This window comes from Mumia spirodelae, from assembly GCF_050632745.1.
Taxonomy (GTDB): Bacteria; Actinomycetota; Actinomycetes; order Propionibacteriales; family Nocardioidaceae; genus Mumia.
The window spans coordinates 1127685-1144028 of sequence record NZ_JBODSD010000002.1 but is presented as its reverse complement, the minus strand read 5'-3'; the positions used below and the strand labels follow the sequence as shown (position 1 = coordinate 1144028).

General features: G+C 72.5%; 17 protein-coding genes. 5 read left to right on the top strand and 12 right to left on the bottom strand.

The annotated features are described in order from the left end of the window. Window position 1: 1 nt before the first annotated feature. Window positions 2–586, top strand: a complete 585-nt coding sequence (locus tag ACQSSQ_RS14845) for a hypothetical protein (protein ID WP_431327854.1) — start codon at window positions 2–4, stop codon at window positions 584–586. A 167-nt stretch (window positions 587–753) separates the two neighbouring features. After that, a complete protein-coding gene (locus ACQSSQ_RS14840; protein WP_431327853.1) occupies window positions 754–2664 on the top strand; it encodes an anthranilate synthase family protein in 1911 nt (636 codons plus the stop codon). A 6-nt stretch (window positions 2665–2670) separates the two neighbouring features. Here the strand turns inward: ACQSSQ_RS14840 and ACQSSQ_RS14835 are convergent, their stop codons facing one another. The 9 genes from ACQSSQ_RS14835 to ACQSSQ_RS14795 form a co-directional block, all read right to left on the bottom strand. Then, on the bottom strand, window positions 2671–3633 hold the full coding sequence (locus tag ACQSSQ_RS14835) for an endonuclease/exonuclease/phosphatase family protein (protein WP_431327852.1): 963 nt from the start codon (window positions 3631–3633) through the stop codon (window positions 2671–2673). A gap of 96 nt (window positions 3634–3729) precedes the next feature. Beyond that, window positions 3730–5058, bottom strand: coding sequence for a S1C family serine protease (locus ACQSSQ_RS14830; protein ID WP_431327851.1), 1329 nt, complete (start codon window positions 5056–5058; stop codon window positions 3730–3732). 67 nt (window positions 5059–5125) lie between these two features. Further along, window positions 5126–6535 (bottom strand): sensor histidine kinase, encoded by a 1410-nt coding sequence (locus ACQSSQ_RS14825; RefSeq protein ID WP_431327850.1) that lies wholly within the window; start codon window positions 6533–6535, stop codon window positions 5126–5128. Window positions 6536–6548: 13 nt separating this feature from the next. After that, the gene (locus ACQSSQ_RS14820) at window positions 6549–7241 is read right to left on the bottom strand and encodes a response regulator transcription factor (protein ID WP_431327849.1); all 693 of its coding nucleotides are present in this window, start codon (window positions 7239–7241) and stop codon (window positions 6549–6551) included. A 48-nt stretch (window positions 7242–7289) separates the two neighbouring features. Beyond that, window positions 7290–8180 carry a fructosamine kinase family protein gene (locus ACQSSQ_RS14815; RefSeq protein WP_431327848.1) on the bottom strand — a complete coding sequence of 297 codons (891 nt, stop codon included), beginning with the start codon at window positions 8178–8180 and terminating at the stop codon, window positions 7290–7292. A gap of 36 nt (window positions 8181–8216) precedes the next feature. Next, a complete protein-coding gene (locus ACQSSQ_RS14810) occupies window positions 8217–8735 on the bottom strand; it encodes a low molecular weight protein-tyrosine-phosphatase (RefSeq protein WP_431327847.1) in 519 nt (172 codons plus the stop codon). Window positions 8736–8758: 23 nt separating this feature from the next. Next, window positions 8759–9136: a phage holin family protein gene (locus tag ACQSSQ_RS14805; RefSeq protein ID WP_431327846.1), complete on the bottom strand. Its 378-nt coding sequence runs from the start codon at window positions 9134–9136 to the stop codon at window positions 8759–8761. 30 nt (window positions 9137–9166) lie between these two features. After that, complete coding sequence (locus tag ACQSSQ_RS14800; protein WP_431327845.1) at window positions 9167–10120, bottom strand: EamA family transporter; 954 nt, start codon at window positions 10118–10120, stop codon at window positions 9167–9169. A 34-nt stretch (window positions 10121–10154) separates the two neighbouring features. Beyond that, complete coding sequence (locus ACQSSQ_RS14795; protein ID WP_431327844.1) at window positions 10155–10625, bottom strand: hypothetical protein; 471 nt, start codon at window positions 10623–10625, stop codon at window positions 10155–10157. Between the two features lie 90 nt (window positions 10626–10715). Between ACQSSQ_RS14795 and ACQSSQ_RS14790 the strand changes: the two genes are divergently transcribed. After that, window positions 10716–11801 (top strand): histidinol-phosphate transaminase, encoded by a 1086-nt coding sequence (locus tag ACQSSQ_RS14790; protein ID WP_431327843.1) that lies wholly within the window; start codon window positions 10716–10718, stop codon window positions 11799–11801. A 30-nt stretch (window positions 11802–11831) separates the two neighbouring features. Here the strand turns inward: ACQSSQ_RS14790 and ACQSSQ_RS14785 are convergent, their stop codons facing one another. Together ACQSSQ_RS14785 and ACQSSQ_RS14780 are read right to left on the bottom strand one after the other, a co-directional pair. Continuing rightward, window positions 11832–11993, bottom strand: coding sequence for a hypothetical protein (locus ACQSSQ_RS14785; RefSeq protein ID WP_431327842.1), 162 nt, complete (start codon window positions 11991–11993; stop codon window positions 11832–11834). Between the two features lie 87 nt (window positions 11994–12080). Further along, on the bottom strand, window positions 12081–13400 hold the full coding sequence (locus ACQSSQ_RS14780; protein ID WP_431327841.1) for an ATP-dependent 6-phosphofructokinase: 1320 nt from the start codon (window positions 13398–13400) through the stop codon (window positions 12081–12083). A gap of 190 nt (window positions 13401–13590) precedes the next feature. Here ACQSSQ_RS14780 and ACQSSQ_RS14775 point away from each other — a divergent pair, with 190 nt between their 5' ends. Further along, window positions 13591–14211, top strand: a complete 621-nt coding sequence (locus ACQSSQ_RS14775; protein WP_431327840.1) for a LysE family translocator — start codon at window positions 13591–13593, stop codon at window positions 14209–14211. A 10-nt stretch (window positions 14212–14221) separates the two neighbouring features. On the opposite strand, the gene ligD is transcribed toward ACQSSQ_RS14775, so the two are convergent. Beyond that, window positions 14222–15211, bottom strand: a complete 990-nt coding sequence (ligD, locus tag ACQSSQ_RS14770; protein ID WP_431327839.1) for a non-homologous end-joining DNA ligase — start codon at window positions 15209–15211, stop codon at window positions 14222–14224. 130 nt (window positions 15212–15341) lie between these two features. On the opposite strand from ligD, the gene ACQSSQ_RS14765 reads away from it, so the two are divergent. Further along, window positions 15342–16268, top strand: a complete 927-nt coding sequence (locus ACQSSQ_RS14765) for an alpha/beta hydrolase family protein (RefSeq protein ID WP_431327838.1) — start codon at window positions 15342–15344, stop codon at window positions 16266–16268. The last annotated feature ends 76 nt before the right edge of the window (window positions 16269–16344 follow it).

Below are 16344 nucleotides of genomic sequence, written 5' to 3'. Positions count from 1 at the left end.
CATGACTTCGTTCGTGGCACCCGGACCGCGCCAGCCGCTGGTCGTCGGACCGGCGATCGTGGCACCGCTGCTTCTCCTCCTCGCCGGCCTGCTCCGCGTCGCCGACCGCGTCGACGGTTCGTACGGCGGGGGTGCCGCGTGGGACCTCGGCCACGCGATGCTGCTCTTCGCGTTCCTCCTGCTGGGGGTGCTCGTCGTCGGGCTGGGGCGAGTCGTGGACCGGCGCCGCTCGCCCGCCGCCGTCGCTGCCCTCATCGCCGCCGGGACAGGCGGCGCCGCGGCCACCTCATGGGTGGTGCTCGGCGAGCTCTATCCCTCGGTCGCCTCCGTGACACCGGCGTCGGGTGCGGTGCTCCAGCTCGGGCTGCTGCTCCTGGTGGTGGCGGTCGTGAGCCTGCTCGTGCTGCTCGTGGAGCGGCGCGCGCTGCCCGGCTGGAGCCCGGTCGTGGTCGTCGCCGCAGCGGTGGTCGCCACGATCGACCTGGATCTCACCCCGTTCGCGGCGGCCCTGGTGCTCGTCGGCCTGGCCCCGTTGACCGACCTGCGGCTCCCGCTTCCGGCCCGTCCTCCGTTCGTCCGGGGATGAGACGCGCGCCGGGCGCGGCCACGGGTGCGCTACGCTCTCGCCCATGACCGCACGGACCACGCTCGGTTGGTGGCGCCACCTCTAGGTGGCGTCTCGTGCAGATCCCAGACCCGCCTCCTCGGCCGCGTCTGGTGAGCCCGTCGGCCGACGAACCCCAAGGACCGACGATGCCCCTTCTTCCTGGCGCGGCGCCCGATGCCGCCGCAGCGCTCGAGCACCTGCTGACGCTCCCGTCGTACGCGATCATCCGCGTCCGCGACTCCGACCGCGTCGTGCTGCTCGGCGGGACGCGGACCGACGTCGACTCGCTGCTCGAGGTGCCGCTGGCCGAGCCGCAGGCCGGTGCACCGGCCACCTTCGACTCCCTCGTCCTCGTGCCGTACCGGCAGGTGCGCGAGCGCGGCTTCGAGGCGCACGACGACGGCACACCGCTGTCGGTGATCGCGGCCGAGACGTCGCTCGAGGTGGCCCTGGACGACCTGCTCGCCGCCCTGCCCGACGGCGAGGTGGCGCTGGCCGACAAGGGCGGGTTCGAGACCGACGACGCGACGTACGCGGAGATGGTCCGGACCGTGATCGACTCCGAGATCGGTCAGGGCGAGGGGGCCAACCTCGTCATCGGCCGGCACTACCGTGCGCGCCTGGCCGACTGGGGCCCGACCGGGGCGCTGACCGTGCTGCGCCGCCTGCTCGAGCGCGAGCGGGGCGCGCACTGGACGTTCGTCATCTTCACCGGCGAGCGCTACCTCATCGGGGCGAGCCCGGAGCGGCACGTGAGCGTGGACGCCGGTCAGGTGCGGATGAACCCCATCTCCGGCACGTTCCGCCTCCGCGGCCTGGACACGCAGGCCGACCGCAAGCGAGAGCTGCTGCGCTTCCTCGACGACGAGAAGGAGATCTACGAGCTCTTCATGGTCGTCGACGAGGAGCTGAAGATGATGTGCGACATCTGCAGCGAGGGCGGCATGGTGCTCGGGCCGTACCTCAAGCCGATGACGCACCTCGTCCACACCGAGTACCTCCTCGCGGGGCGGACCCACCGCGACGTCCGCGAGGTCCTGCGCGACTCGATGTTCGCGGCGACGGTGACGGGGAGCCCGGTCGAGAACGCGTGCCGGCTGATCAAGAAGTACGAGGCGCAGGGCCGCGGCTACTACGCCGCTGCCGCCGCGCTGCTCGGCCGCGACGCCGAGGGACGTCCGACCGCCGACTCGCCGATCCTGATCCGTACGGCCGACGTCGACCTCGACGGCAACCTCAAGGTCACCGCCGGGGCGACGCTCGTCCGCGACTCCGACCCGCACTACGAGACGGCGGAGACCCACGCGAAGGCGGCGGGCGTGCTGAGCGCCTTCGGGCTCGTCCCGGCGGCGCCCGCCCCGACCGAGGGGTTCGACGCGTTCGCGCACGACGACGAGGTGCTGATCGCGCTCGGGTCCCGCAATCAGCGGCTCAGCCAGTTCTGGCTGTCGGACCAGTCGGGGGCCGTCCCCGTGGACGCGCTGGCCGGCAAGCGCGCGGTGGTCCTCGACAACGAGGACGACTTCGTCAACATGCTCTCCCACGTGCTGGGCGTGCTCGGGATCAGCACCGACGTCGTGCGGCACGAGGACTACGCGGGGCTCGCGACGTTCGAGGGCTTCGACCTCGTCGTCGTCGGGCCCGGTCCGGGCGACCCGCGAGACCTCGAGGACGCCAAGATCGCGACCGTGCGCCGGGCCGTCGACGACCTGCTCGCCGCGGACCGTCCGTTCCTCGCCGTCTGCCTGGGCCACCAGGTGCTGTGCGGCGCGCTCGGGCTCGACCTCGCGTACAAGGACATCGTGTTCCAGGGCACCCAGTCCGCCCTGCCGCTGCGTGGCCGCACGGAGACCGTCGGGTTCTACAACACCTTCGTCGCGCGGGAGCCGGCGTCGGGGCTGCCGTCGCGGGTGAGCGTGGAGGTCGACGCGGAGACGGGGGACGTCCACACGGTCTCGGGACCGGGTTTCCGCGGCATCCAGTTCCACGCGGAGTCGATCCTGACCCAGCACGGCGACCGCGTCATCGGCGAGCTCGTCGAGGAGCTGCTCGCCTGAGCCGCGTCACGGCACTCGCAGCCGTGCCCAGACCCCGGCGTGGTCGGTGCCGTCGACGACGAACGTCCCGGCGTCGCGCGGGGGCGCCCCGCGGCTGAGCACGTGGTCGAGCGCGACGAACGGCGGCACGACGAGACGCCCCCGCGGCCACGTCGGGGCGAGCCTCGGCCCGGCCGCGTCCACCGCGTCGACGAGGTCGTCGGTCAGCCGCCGGAACACCGGGTGCGCCGTCGACGCGTTGAAGTCGCCGGCGAGCACCAGCGGGACCTCCGGCGGCTGGGCCCGCGCCCACACCCGGAGGTCGTCGAGCTGACCACGCCAGGCGGAGGCGCCGCCCAGGACGGGAGGCCACGGGTGGGCCGCGCGCACGCGCACGGTGCGGCCGGCGAGGGAGATGTCGGCGGCAGGCTGCTCGAACGCGTACGCCCCGGGCTCGGGCGGCTCGACGACCGGGACGATCGGGTGGCCGGTGAGGATCATCGAGCCGGTGACCGGGTTGTCACGCGCGGCGTGCGACCGGTACGGGAGGACCTCCACCATGCCGGCCTCGTCCAGGCGCGCGAGGTAGTCCGCGTTCACCTCGAGCAGCACGAGGACGTCCACGCGGCGGTCCCGCGCGACGCGGACGACCGCGTCCGGGTCGGCCCCGCCGTAGTCGGCGTTGAGCGAGGCCACGACGAGCTCCCGCCCCGGGGTGTCGGCCTGCGCGGCGCCCCCGGAGGCCGTCAGGTCCACCGCCGCGACGTACGCCGCCAGCGCCACCGCGGGGACGTACCAGGCCAGCACGCGCCACCGTCGCGCCAGCAGGACCACGACCAGCGCGACGGCGGTCAGCGCGACCCACAGGGGCGCGAGGGCCTGCACGACCGGGACCGTCCCGCGTGCGGCGACGTCGAGCCACCGTGCCGCCAGAGCCACGGCGAGCCCGACCGGGACGAGCCGGCCGAGGACCCGCAGGACGGTGCGCACGGACACAGTGTGCCGCGCGGAGCGCCCCCGTGGACATGGAAGGGGGCCGTACGCGCGGTGTCGCGCGTACGGCCCTCGGCCGGGGGAGGGTCTGGGTCAGGAACCCAGCGAACCGCCGTCGGAGTCGAGCGTGACGTCGGTCGTCTTCTGCTCGCCACCGCGGGTGTAGGTCAGCTTGACCTTGTCACCGGGCTGGTAGCCGCGGATGGTGGCGACCAGCGCGTCGGAGGACGCGATCGCCTGGTCGTCGATGCGGACGATCACGTCGCCGGCCTCGAGACCCGCCTTGCCGGCGGCGCTGCCGTCGGTGACCGACTTGACCTCGGCGCCGATGGTGGTCATCCCGTCCGACTCGACCGCGTCGGCGACGGTCACGCCGATGCGGGCGTGCTCGACCGTCTTGCCGTCGACCAGCTGCGAGGCGACGTTCTTGGCGAGGTCGACCGGGATCGCGAACCCGAGGCCGATCGACCCCGACTCGCTGCCGCCGCTGGTGCGGATCGCGCTGTTGATGCCGATCACGGCGCCGTTGGCGTCGACGAGCGGCCCGCCGGAGTTGCCCGGGTTGATCGCGGCGTCGGTCTGGATCGCCGGGAAGACGTTGCTCGTCTCGGCCGACTCGCCGGCCTGGACCGGGCGGTTGAGCGCCGAGATGATGCCGGAGGTCACGGTGCTCTCCAGCCCGTACGGCGAGCCGATCGCGATGACCTCCTGGCCGACCCGCAGGTCCGCCGAGCTGCCGAGCGTGGCGGGCTTGAGGCCGCTCTTGCCCTCGGCCTTGACGACCGCGAGGTCGGTCACCGGGTCGCGACCGACGATCGAGGCACGCGCGATCGAGCCGTCGCTGAACGAGACCGTGATCTCGCCGCCGTCGGCTGCCGCCTCGACCACGTGGTTGTTGGTGAGGATCTCGCCGTCGCTGCTGATGATGATGCCGGTGCCGCTGCCGCTGGCCTGCGAACCCTTGACGTTGAGCTGCACGGTCGAGGGGAGGACGGTCTGGGCGACCTTCTCGATCTGGCCCTCGGGGAGGCTGCTGGTCGAGGCGTTCGACGCAGGGTCGAGCGACGACTGCGTGCTGGTCGGGGTGCTGTCGTCGTTCAGCGCGTTGTAGCCGGCGGCACCGCCGACGCCGCCGACCAGGCCGGCCACGAGCGCACCGGTCACGACGGCGGCGGCGAACCCGCCGCCCCGGCGCTTCTTCTGCGGCGGCGTGACCGACTGCGGCGTGAAGCCGAAGGGGTAGGCCTGGGTGTGCTCGCTCGGGCTGTCCTGGGCGGTGCCGGCGGCCGAGCCGTAGCGGTGCGTGTACGCCGAGCCGGCGGGATATCCCGTGCTGCTCGGCGCCGCGTAGGTGGGAGTGGGCTGCGGCGCCGACTGCGGAGCCGGACCCATGGGGTCTGACGGACGGGACTCATCGTTCATGTGCACCAGCATGGCGGGCCCGACTTAGAGGGCGCTGAGACCGGACTAGGAGCCGAGGAAGAGCTGTCTATGGATTGGCTGAGGACGCCGGCGCGCCCTCGGCACGGTGGCCCGGGATCCGCAACGTCATCAGCGCGCCGCCGTTCGGTCCGCGCGACGCGGTCACCGTCCCGCCGTGGCGCTGGGCGGCCTGGGCGACGATCGCGAGGCCGAGTCCGGAGCCGGGCAGGCGGCGGGCGTCGCGCGAGCGGTAGAAGCGGTCGAACACGTGCGGGAGGTCCTCGTCGCTGATCCCTGGCCCCGCGTCCTGGACCGACAGCACCCCGTCGCGCAGCCGCACCTCGACCTCGCCGAGCGGCGGGCTCCACTTCGCGGCGTTGTCGAGCAGGTTGGTCACGGCCCGCTCCAGTGCGCGCGACTCCCCGATCACGATCCACGGCTCCGCGACCACCTCGAACGCCACCCCGGGGGCGCGCCGCTGGACGCGGTCGACGGCGGTCTCGACGACCTCGGCGAGGTCGATCGGCTCGGGGTCGGGCTCGCCCGCGTCGCGCGCCAGCTCGACGAGGTCGCCGACCAGCGTGGTCAGCTCGTCGAGCTGCGCCCGAACGTCGCCGATCAGCTCCAGGCGCGCCTGGCTCGACATCCCGCCGCGCGTCTCGGCCTGGCCGAGCAGCTCGATGTTGGTCTTGAGCGAGGTCAGCGGCGTCCGCAGCTCGTGGCCGGCGTCGGCGACCAGCTGGCGCTGCCGCTCCTGCGACGCGTTGAGCGCGACCATCATCTGGTTGTAGGCGACGGTGAGGCGTGCGAGGTCGTCGTGGCCGTAGACCGCGATCGGGCGCAGCTCCTCGGTGCGGGCCACCTGCTCGACCGCGGTGGTGAGGCGGCGTACCGGTCGCAGACCGCCGGTCGCGACGACCGAGCCGAGCAGTCCGGCGACGAGCACGCCGAAGCCGCTCACCGCCCACAGCACGACCTTCAGCCGAGACAGCGCGGCCTCCACGTTGGCCATCGACTGCCCGACGACCAGTGCCTTGCCGGGCGCGGCGTTGACGGCGACGACGCGGTAGTCGGTGCCGTCGATGTTCGCCGTGCGGAGCGAGTGCGAGGACTCCCCGGCGGCGACCGCCTTCTCCTCGGGACCGATGAACGCCTCGAGCCCGGGGTACGACTGGCCGGCGTAGATCACGGCCATCTGGACGTCCGCGGCGACCAGCGCGGACTGGGGGAGACCCTCGATCTCCCACTCGGTCCCGATGCCGGCGCGGACCGCCGCGGCGGCACGCAGCTTGAGGTTGTCGTCCAGGCTCGAGGTGAACTCCGACTCGACGCTCACGTAGATGATCGCGCTGACGAACGCGAGGGTGACGCCGACGGCGGCGGTGGTCAGGAGCGAGACGCGGGTCGCCAGGGAGACGCGCTGGGCGTGCTCGCGCAGCCAGCGGCGCCACGAACGGGTATGGGCGGCAGCCTCCATCACGCGGACCCGGTCACGGCGCCGTCTCGCGCAGGACGTAGCCGACCCCGCGGACGGTGTGCAGCAGGCGCGGCTCACCGTCGGCCTCGAGCTTGCGCCGGACGTAGCCGACGTAGACCTCGAGCGAGTTCGCCGTCGTGGGGAAGTCGAAGCCCCAGACCTCCTCGAGGATGAACGAGCGCTCGAGGACGCGCTTGGGCCGCTCCATGAAGAGCTCGAGCAGCGCGAACTCGGTGCGGGTGAGCGAGATGTGGCGCTCGCCCCGGGTGACCTCGCGGGTCGCGGTGTTCATGGTCAGGTCGGCGAACTCGAGGACGACCTCCTCCTCGTCCTCGGCGGTCGCCCGGGTCGCGCGTCGCAGCAGCGCCCGCAACCGGGCGAGGAGCTCGGCGAGGGCGAACGGCTTGGTGAGGTAGTCGTCCGCGCCGGCGTCGAGGCCGTCGACGCGCTCGTCGACGGCGTCCTTCGCGGTGAGCACGAGGATCGGGACGTCGTTGCCCGCGGCCCGCAGCGCGCGGGTGGCCTCGAGCCCGTCGAGGCGCGGCATCATCACGTCCATCACGATCGCGTCGGGGCCGATCATCGGCACGCGCGCGAGCGCCTCGGCGCCGTCGGAGGCGACGTCGACGTCGTAGCCGTTGAACTCCAACGACCGCCGGAGCGAGTCACGGACCGCCCGGTCGTCGTCCACCACGAGGATGCGCATGGGGACAGGGTGCCAGGTTCGACCCAGCAGCACCCGGTATCGGGAGCCTCACCCCGCCCGCTCGGCCCGCTGCTGCTCGCCCGCGAGGAGGTGCTCGGCCGCCGCGCTCGCGCGGGCGCCGTAGCCGCCGCCGAAGAGCGCCGCGTGCACGAGGAGCGGGTGGAGCTGGTGCAGCGGGACCCGCTCGTGCCACCCGTCGGCGAGCGGCGCGACCTCGTCGTAGGCGTCGAGGATGCGCTGCAGGTGCTGGATGCCGAAGAGGGAGAGCATCGCGAGGTCGGTCTCGCGGTGGCCCCCGTGCGCCGCCGGGTCGATGAGGAAGGCGCGGTCCTCGGTCGACCACACGACGTTGCCCGACCACAGGTCGCCGTGGAGACGCGCGGGCGGCTCCGTCGGACCTGCCAGGTCGTCGAGCCGGCGCACGACCTCCTCGACGGGTGCCGCCTCCTCGGGCGTCATCGCACCGCGGTCGACCGCGACCTTGAGGTAGGGCAGGACGCGGCGGGTCGCGTAGAACTCCGTCCACGTCGTCGCCGGCTTGTTGGGCAGCGGCGCGAGCCCGATGTAGCCGTCACGGGGGTAGCCGAACTCGTCGGCGCCCGCGCGGTGCGTCGCGGCGAGGGCGCGTCCGAGCTGCTCCGCCGCGTCGGCGGTCGCCTTGCCGGGCTCCACCCAGGAGACGACCAGGCAGTCCTCCGAGACGCCGAGCACCTCGGGCACCGGCGCGCCGCCGTCGGCGAGCCACTGCAGCCCTTCCGCCTCGGAGGTGTAGAAGTCGTGCGGAGCGTGGGGTCGGGTCTTCATGACCGCGCTGCGGCCGTCGGTCAGCCGCAACCGCGTGGCGGTGTTGGTGTCGCCTCCGGCGACGGGTGTGGTCGCGACGACCGCCACTCCCAGCAGTGCCTCGGCCTTCGCTGCGATGCCCCCCATGCGCGCCATGTGCCGACGTTACACACGACGGGGCGTCACTGCCGTCTATCTGGCGAGCTCGGTGACCAGCTCAGGGGCGTTGGCCACGATGGCGTCGGAGGTGCGCTCGATCAGCCGCAGGACGTGCTCGAACCCCTCGGGCCCCCCGTACCAGGGATCGGGGACCTCGTCGTCGCCCGGTGTCGACACCGGGTCGAAGGACCGGAACATCTGCACCTTGCTGCGGTCCTGGGGCGTCCGCGCGAGTGCCCGGACGTCGTCGAAGTTGGACTCGTCCATGGTGAGGATCAGGTCGTGGTCGTCGAACCAGTCGCCGGTCACCTGCCGAGCCCGGTGGCGTGACGGGTCGTAGCCGTGCTCGGTGAGGATCGCCGCGGCCCGCGGGTCCATCGGCTCCCCGCGGTGCCAGTCTCCGGTCCCGCCGGAGTCGACGACGACGGCGTCGCTCAGACCGGCGTCGGCGAGCTTCTGCTCCAGGACCACGTCGGCCATCGGGGAGCGGCAGATGTTGCCCAGGCAGACGACGGCGACGCGCAACGGGTGCTCGGGTGCGGACGGGGTCATGCGATCACCGTAGCCGCGGTGCGTCAGTCCGTGTCCACGAACAGGCGCAGCGCCATGTTGACCAGCGAGATCACGATCGAGCCCCACAGCGCGACCCAGAAGCCGTCGACGTGGAACTCGATCGGCAGGACGTCGGTGACCCATGCGGTGAAGAGCAGCAGGAGCGCGTTGATGACGACCAGCAGGATGCCCAGCGTCAGCACGATGAACGGGATCGAGATGAGCTTGACGATGCGCCCGACGGTCAGGTTGATCGCCGTGAAGACGGCGGCGATGACGAGCAGCGTGCCGGCCTTCTCCCAGCCGTCCTGACCGGCGTCACCGACGCTGATGCCGGCGAAGATCCAGGCCGCGACCGCGATCGCGGCGGCGTTGCACAACCAGGTGAGCACGAGCTTCATGCGCCCATCCAAGCAGACCGGCGGTCACGCTCAGCCTGCCACCTCGGGCACCCGTGCGGGCTCGACGGGACGCGACGCCTGAGCGAGCGCGATGCCGGCGACGACCAGGAGGCCGCCGAGCACCTGCACGGCGTCCAGGGACTCGCCGAACCAAGCCCACCCGAGCGCGGCGGCACCCACCGGCTCGAGCGTCGCCACCATCGTGACGACCGTGGCCGGGAGGTGCTGGAGCGCGCTGAGCTCCATGAAGAACGGTGTGAGCGTCCCGAGCACGACCACCCAGGCGACGGCGGCCCACAGCGGAACCTCGTACGCGTCGAGGGCGCCGAGCAGGTTCGCCGGAGCGGTGAGGTCGGGTGTCGTCCAGACCGGGCTCACGACGTTCATCACCAGCGCGGCGAACGTGAAGGCCCACACCATGACGCGCACCGGGTCGGTGTCGCGCACGCCCTGCTCGCCGACGAGGAAGTAGCACGCGAAGCACACCGCGGCGCCGAGCCCGGCGAGCATGCCGAGCCCGTCGAACGCGAGCCCGCTGGCGATCTGCGCGACGAGCGCCAGGCCCGCCAGGGTCATCGCGACGGCGAGCCACATCGTGCGGCGCACGTGCTGCTTCTGCACGAACCGCGCCCACAGGACGACGAGCACGGGCGCGAGGTACTCGAGCAGCAGCGCCATCCCGACCGGGATGCGGTCGATCGCGATGTTGTAGGTCCACTGCACGCCCGCCACCCCGACGATCCCGAGCAGGAGGAGCAGCGCGAGCTCACGGCCGCGGGGCACGCGCAGCGCGCTGCGGTCGGCCACCAGGGCGAACGCGACGAAGAGCAGCGCCGAGCCGGTGGTCCGCAGCGTCGTCAGGAGCGCCGGGTCGATCCCGGCCCGCATCACGACCCGGGAGACCCCGGCGTTGACGATGAAGAAGCACGCACCGCCGACGACGAGGGCGTACCCGAGACCCACCTTCGACTCCGCTCGTGCCACCCAGGGATGCTCTCACGCGCGGTCGCGCCGGAGGTCAGGCCGGGTGTGCCGACGAGGTCCACACGGTCGCGCCTCCGCGTGCGGTCGACGCGGTGAACGTGCCGGTGTCCGTCTCCCGGACGGGGACCCCCGCCTTGCGGGCCGACCTCGTCAGCCGGTCGCGGAAGTCGAGCCACGCCGCGCCGTCCGGAGCGCCCTCGCGGTCGGGCGCCGTCAGGGCCGCGAAGGCGAGCTCGCCGGCAGGCGTACGCACCCAGCCTGCGGAGGCGTCGTACTCGCCGAAGCCGGTCAGCAGCGACCACCGTCCAGGACCGAGCGGCCTGCTCACCGTCCTGCTCGCGACGTCGTCCACGAGCGACGCGGCCGTCGTGGCGTCGGTCTCGAAGACAAGTCCGGTGCCCAGCGCCTGCTCACGGGTGCGGGCGAGGCCCCGACGTCGCCACGTCCGCAGGAGCACGAGGGCGACCAGGGCCACGAGACCGATGAGGATCGTCGGGTCGGGCACAGGAGCTCCTCGGGCGTGGGTCGGCGGCCGCTCGCGACGCTAGCACCGAGGCCGTGGCAGCGACGGCCCTCGTCTGGCTAGGGTGCGGCCATGGGAGAACCCCGCATCCGAGAAGCCCTCGACGGCGTGCCGGACTACCGTCCCGGTCGCCCGCCGAGCACCACCGACGGCCGTGTGCCGTACAAGCTGTCGAGCAACGAGAACCCGTACCCTCCGCTGCCCGGCGTTCTGGACGCTGTCGACGCCGCCGCACGGCACGTCAACCGCTACCCGGACATGGGCGCGGTCGCGCTGTACGAGGCGCTGGCGCACCACCACGCGGTGCCGACGACCGACCTGGCCGCGGCCACGGGATCGGTCGCCGTGCTCTACCACCTGCTGCAGGCGACGTGCGAGCCCGGCGACGAGGTCGTGTACGCGTGGCGGTCCTTCGAGGCGTACCCGATCGCGGTCAGGCTGGTGGGCGCGACGCCCGTCGAGGTACCGCTCACCATGACCGCCGAGCACGACCTCGACGCGATGCTCGCCGCGATCACCCCGCGCACCCGGGTCGTGCTCGTGTGCACGCCCAACAACCCGACCGGGCCCGCCGTCCCGCCGGGCGCGCTGGCGTCGTTCGTCGCCGCCGTGCCGGACGACGTGCTGGTGGTCGTCGACGAGGCGTACGCGGAGTTCGTCCGGCACGCGCCCGGCGTCGAGGGGCTGGCCGCGCTCGAGCACTACCGCGCCCGCGGCAACGTCGTCGTGCTGCGGACGTTCTCCAAGGCCTACGGCCTGGCCGGCCTGCGGGTCGGCTACGCGGTCGCGCCCGCGCGGATCGCGTCCGCGGTCCGCAAGGTGGCGCTGCCGTTCGGTGTCTCCGACCTCGCGCAGGCGGCCGCGGTGGCGTCCTTGGCGGCGGAGAAGGAGCTGCTCGAGCGCGTCGACGCCGTGGTGGCGGAGCGCGAGCGGACGGTGCAGGCGGTGCGCGCCGCCGGCTGGTCCGTACCCGACACCCAGGCGAACTTCTTCTGGCTGCCGGCGGGCGAGCGGACGCTCGAGGTGGCGGAGGCGTTCGGGCGGGACGGGCTCGCGGTGCGTCCCTTCCCCGGGGACGGCATCCGGATCACGATCGGGGAGCCGGACGCGAACGACCGCGTCGTCGCGGTGCTGCGGCGGACGTCGGCGACCGGGTAGCGGGACCGCCCGGCTGCTATTGCCCGGCGGTCAGCTCGCCCAGTCGGGCTCGAAGCGTGCCTCGATCGCGTCGAGCTGGCCGCGGGAGCAGGAGACGCAGATCCGGTACGCGGTGCCGCGCGCCTTCTCGTACGTCCAGGAGTAGGCGTCGGTGTCGGAGACGGAGGAAGCGCAGGTCGTACAGGTAGCCATGTCTCAGTCTGGGCCGCCGGTGTGACGTCCGTACGCCGTTCGTGCGAACGGCGTGTTGCGAGATCCTCTCGCGCGGCCCCGGCGGGCTCAGCGCATGTCGAGGGGCTGTGCGGTGGACTCGAGCACGCTGAGCCAGAGGTCGCCGTCGGGGGAGACGGAGTGCCGGCGCTCGATCACCAGCGGGATCGGCACGTGCACGAAGCGGTGGCGCCGGCGGCCGACGACCATGTCGGTCCGGCCGGCCATCGCCGCGTGCACCGCCACCTGGGCCAGCCGCGCGCAGTAGACGGAGTCCGAGGCGTCGGCGGGGACGGCGCGGATGCCGTAGCCGGGCTCGAGGAACTTGAGCGTGAGCGGCTCGCCGCGGTCGCGGAAGTCGGCCTCGATGGCTTCGCGCACGATCGTGGCGATGTCGCCGAGGCGGCTGTTGCCCGACGCGTCGGACTTGCCCGTGGCGTCCACGTGCTCCTGGCCGGCGCCCTCGGCGAGCACGATGACCGCGCTGCCGTGCTCCTTCACCCGCCGCTCGAGCGAGCGCAGCAGCCCGTTCTCGCCGTCGATGCTGAACGGCACCTCGGGGATGAGCACGAAGTCGGCGTCGTGGTTGGCGAGCGCCGAGTAGCAGGCGATGAACCCGGCGTGCCTCCCCATCACCTTGACGAGCCCGACCCCGTTCTCGGCCGACTCGGCCTCCACGTGCGCCGCGGTGATCGCCTTGGCCGCCTCGGCGAACGCGGTGGCGAAGCCGAAGCTCTGCCCGATGTGGGGGATGTCGTTGTCGATGGTCTTCGGGACCCCGACGACGCCGATCTCGAGGCCGCGAGCGGCGATCTCCTCGACGATCCGGTGCGCGCCGTGCATCGAGCCGTCACCGCCGATCACGATGAGGGCGTTGATCTCCAGCTCGACCAGGCGGTCCACGATCACGACGGGGTCCTGCGCGCCGCGCGAGGTGCCGAGGATCGTGCCGCCGCGCTCGTTGATGGAGCCGACGAGACCCGGGGTGAGCGTCACGGGCTCGAACCCCAGCTCGGGCACCAGCCCCGCGTAGCCGTTGCGGAACCCGGTGACGCGGGTGACGCCGTAGTGCGTGTAGAGCTCCAGCGTTACCGCGCGGATCACGTCGTTGAGGCCGGGGCAGAGTCCCCCGCACGTGACGACGCCGACGTGCGTGGTCGCCGGGTCGTGGAAGATGCGGGCGCGCGGTCCGCCCGGCTCGAAGGAGGGCCACCGCTCGACCGGCTCGCCGCGCTGCTCCAGGAGGGAGATCGTGTCGTCGTACAGGACGCGGTCGTCCTCGGAGACGTAGTACTCGTTGGTCTTGCGTCCCGCGACGTACGACCCGAGCGGGGAGTCGTACCGGGAGGGGCCGAGCGAGGAGACCTGGAGGTCGGCGAGCGTGGTCACAGCACGAGCGTAGGCAACGCGGGCCCGCTCACGCCTCCTCGTGCGGGGCGGCGAGACTGGTCGATCTGCGGCGTCCGGCGGCGAGACGTCGGTCACACTGCCATCGTCTATGCGGCATCGACGTGCACTTTGTTATCCTTCTGACGGTCTTGGTTTCTACCTTGTGCATTATGTTGTTTCTCAGGAAAAAATGGATCTCTCGCTTCTCGCCGGCTTCGCCGGACTCTGCGTCCTCCTCGCCCTGACCCCTGGCCCGGACACGTTCCTCGTCCTGCGGTTCAGCCTCGGCGGCACGCGCACCGGGCTCGCCGCGGCCGCCGGGTCCGCGACCGGCTCGCTGCTGTGGGCGCTCGCCGTCGCGGCGGGCCTCGCGACGCTGCTCGAGCAGTCCGCCGAGGCGTACCGCGTGGTGAAGATCGCCGGCGGGCTCTACCTGCTGTGGCTCGGGGTCCGGGCACTGGTGCGACGGGGCAGGGGGATCGGCGAGGTCGAGGGCGCGTACGGCGTGCGAGCCGGCGCCGCCCTGCGAGCGGGCCTGCTCTCCAACGTGCTGAACCCGAAGGTGGGGCTGTTCTTCGTCGCGGTCGTGCCGCAGTTCCTGCCCGGTCACCACGCGACGCTCGGCGCCACGCTGCTGCTGGGGGTCATCTTCGCCGCGGTCGGGCTGGTCTACTTCGCCCTGATCGCCGTCGTGGCGGGGCGCGCCGTCGAGTGGCTCCACCGCCCGCGGGTCGAGCGTGCGATCGACCGCGGGACCGCCGGCATCATCGCGACGCTCGGCGTGTCCACGCTGGTGTCCGCGGCGCGCTGATCCGCGGCCGTCAGGGCCCGATCGGGTGCGGCTCCTCGCGGACGACGTCGCGCGGGTCCTTGTCGTCGCGCAGCCCCTGGTAGCGGGGATGACGCAGGCGCCCCGCGCCCGTCCACTCGCTGAAGCCGATCTGGGCGACGAGCTGCGGCTCCACCCAGTGGGTCTGCGCGGCCGACGTCCGGCTGGAGCGACGGATCTCGTCGGCCGACTCGGCGAAGGGGTTGTCCTTGCGTGCGAGCGGAGCGAGCAGGGACCCGAGGTGCGCGAGCGTCTTCTCGTCGAACCCGGTGCCGACCTTGCCGGCGTACCGGAGGGTGTCGCCCTCGTAGTAGCCGAGCAGCAGCGCGCCGAGCCCGCTGCGTGCACCCTGGGGATCGGTCCAGCCGCCGACGACGAGCTCCTGGCCGCGGACGACCTTGAGCTTCAGCCAGTCCGGTGAGCGGCGGCCCGCCTGGTAGGTCGACGCGGCCCGCTTGGCCATGACGCCCTCCCAGCCGACCTTCTCCGCCTGGGCGAACATCTCCGTCCCCGCACCGACCACGTGCTCGCTGAGCCGGATCGCGGACGAGAAGGCGTACGCGTCGCGCAACGCGTCCTTGCGCGCGGTGAGCGGGAGCCGCTGCAGGTCGTGCCCGTCGTAGCGGGGGAGGTCGAAGACGAAGTACGCGAGCGTGACGCCGGCGTTGGCGATGGTGCGGGGGTCGGTGACGTGCATCCGCTTCTGCAGGTCCTCGAAGCTCGTCTGGTCCCCGCGCATCGCGCAGAGCTCGCCGTCGACGACCCAGTCCTTGGCGGAGTCGAACGGGCGCAGCGCCTCGATGATCTCGGGATAGCTGACGCTCACGTCGAGGTGGTTGCGGGTCCAGAGGCGGACCTCGCCGTCCTCGCGGATCGCCATCAGCCGCTCGCCGTCGAGCTTGCGCTCGTACACCCAGGCGGGGTCGTCGAAGCGACGCGAGGTGAGCGTCGCGAGCATCGGGGGGATCCAGAGGGCCGGCACGGGTCGACCGTACGCCGAATCGGGGCGCAGGAACCTGACTCGTGCCTCTTGACCGGGAGGAGTCCGGAGCGGAAGCCTGGGGCCACACAAATGTGGAACGCTGTTCCACCAATTCCCCTGGAGGATCCCCGTGCGCCTGAGACGTGCCGCCCACCTCGCCCTCGTCGCCGCCCTCACCGGCAGTGTCCTGTCGGTGCTCCCGAGCTCCGCCACCGCGACCGACACCCCCGAGATCGCCCACTACTCCAGCCAGGTCGTCAACGACGGCGCCGACGTCTACTACCCCGCAGGCGTGCAGGGCGAGCTGCCGGTCGCGCTGCTGATGCAGGGCGCCAAGGTCCACCGCATGTACTACGCCGCGTACGCCCGGGCGGTCGCCGCGTACGGCTTCGTCGTGGTCGTGCCGAACCACAAGCGGCTCGTCTTCTTCGACAGCAACTACTACCCGTCGCAGAAGATGCCGGCCGAGGCGATCGGCTGGATGGCCGACGAGAACGTCGACGCGAGCTCGCCGCTGGCGGGCCACATCGACACCGACACCCTGGTCCTGCTCGGTCACTCCTTCGGCGGTGCCGCGGCGCTGGGCGTCGCCGAGGAGAGCTGTGGGATCCCGTTCTGCACGACGCTCGGCTACTCGCTGCCCGACGAGGTCAAGGCGGCGTCGCTGTACGGCACCAACAACAAGTCGCCGCTGTTCGGCACCTCGGCGAGCATGGACAACCAGATCCCGGTCCAGCTCGTCCAGGGCACGGTCGACGGCGCCGCGCTCCCGGCCGACGCCGAGACGTCGTACGCCAAGCTCGAGAACGGCCCCAAGCAGATCGTGCGGGTCGGGGGCGCCAACCACTACGGCATCACCGACGTGCAGAGCCCGGCGGGGGCCGAGGCGGAGTCCAGCGCTCAGACGCTCAGCCAGGCCGCCAGCATCGCGACCAGCGCGCGGTGGGCGGCGCTGTTCCTCAAGGCCCAGCTGGGCGACGCCGCTGCCGCCGACTACGTGTACTCGACCGGCGACGCGGCCGACCCCGGCGTGACGGTCACCAGCGCGACGTCCTGACGTCGTGATCGCGGTCCCGGGGTCCGGAGGAGCGCCGCAGGCGTCCCTCCCGACCCTGGGGCCCGGTGCTAGCCTG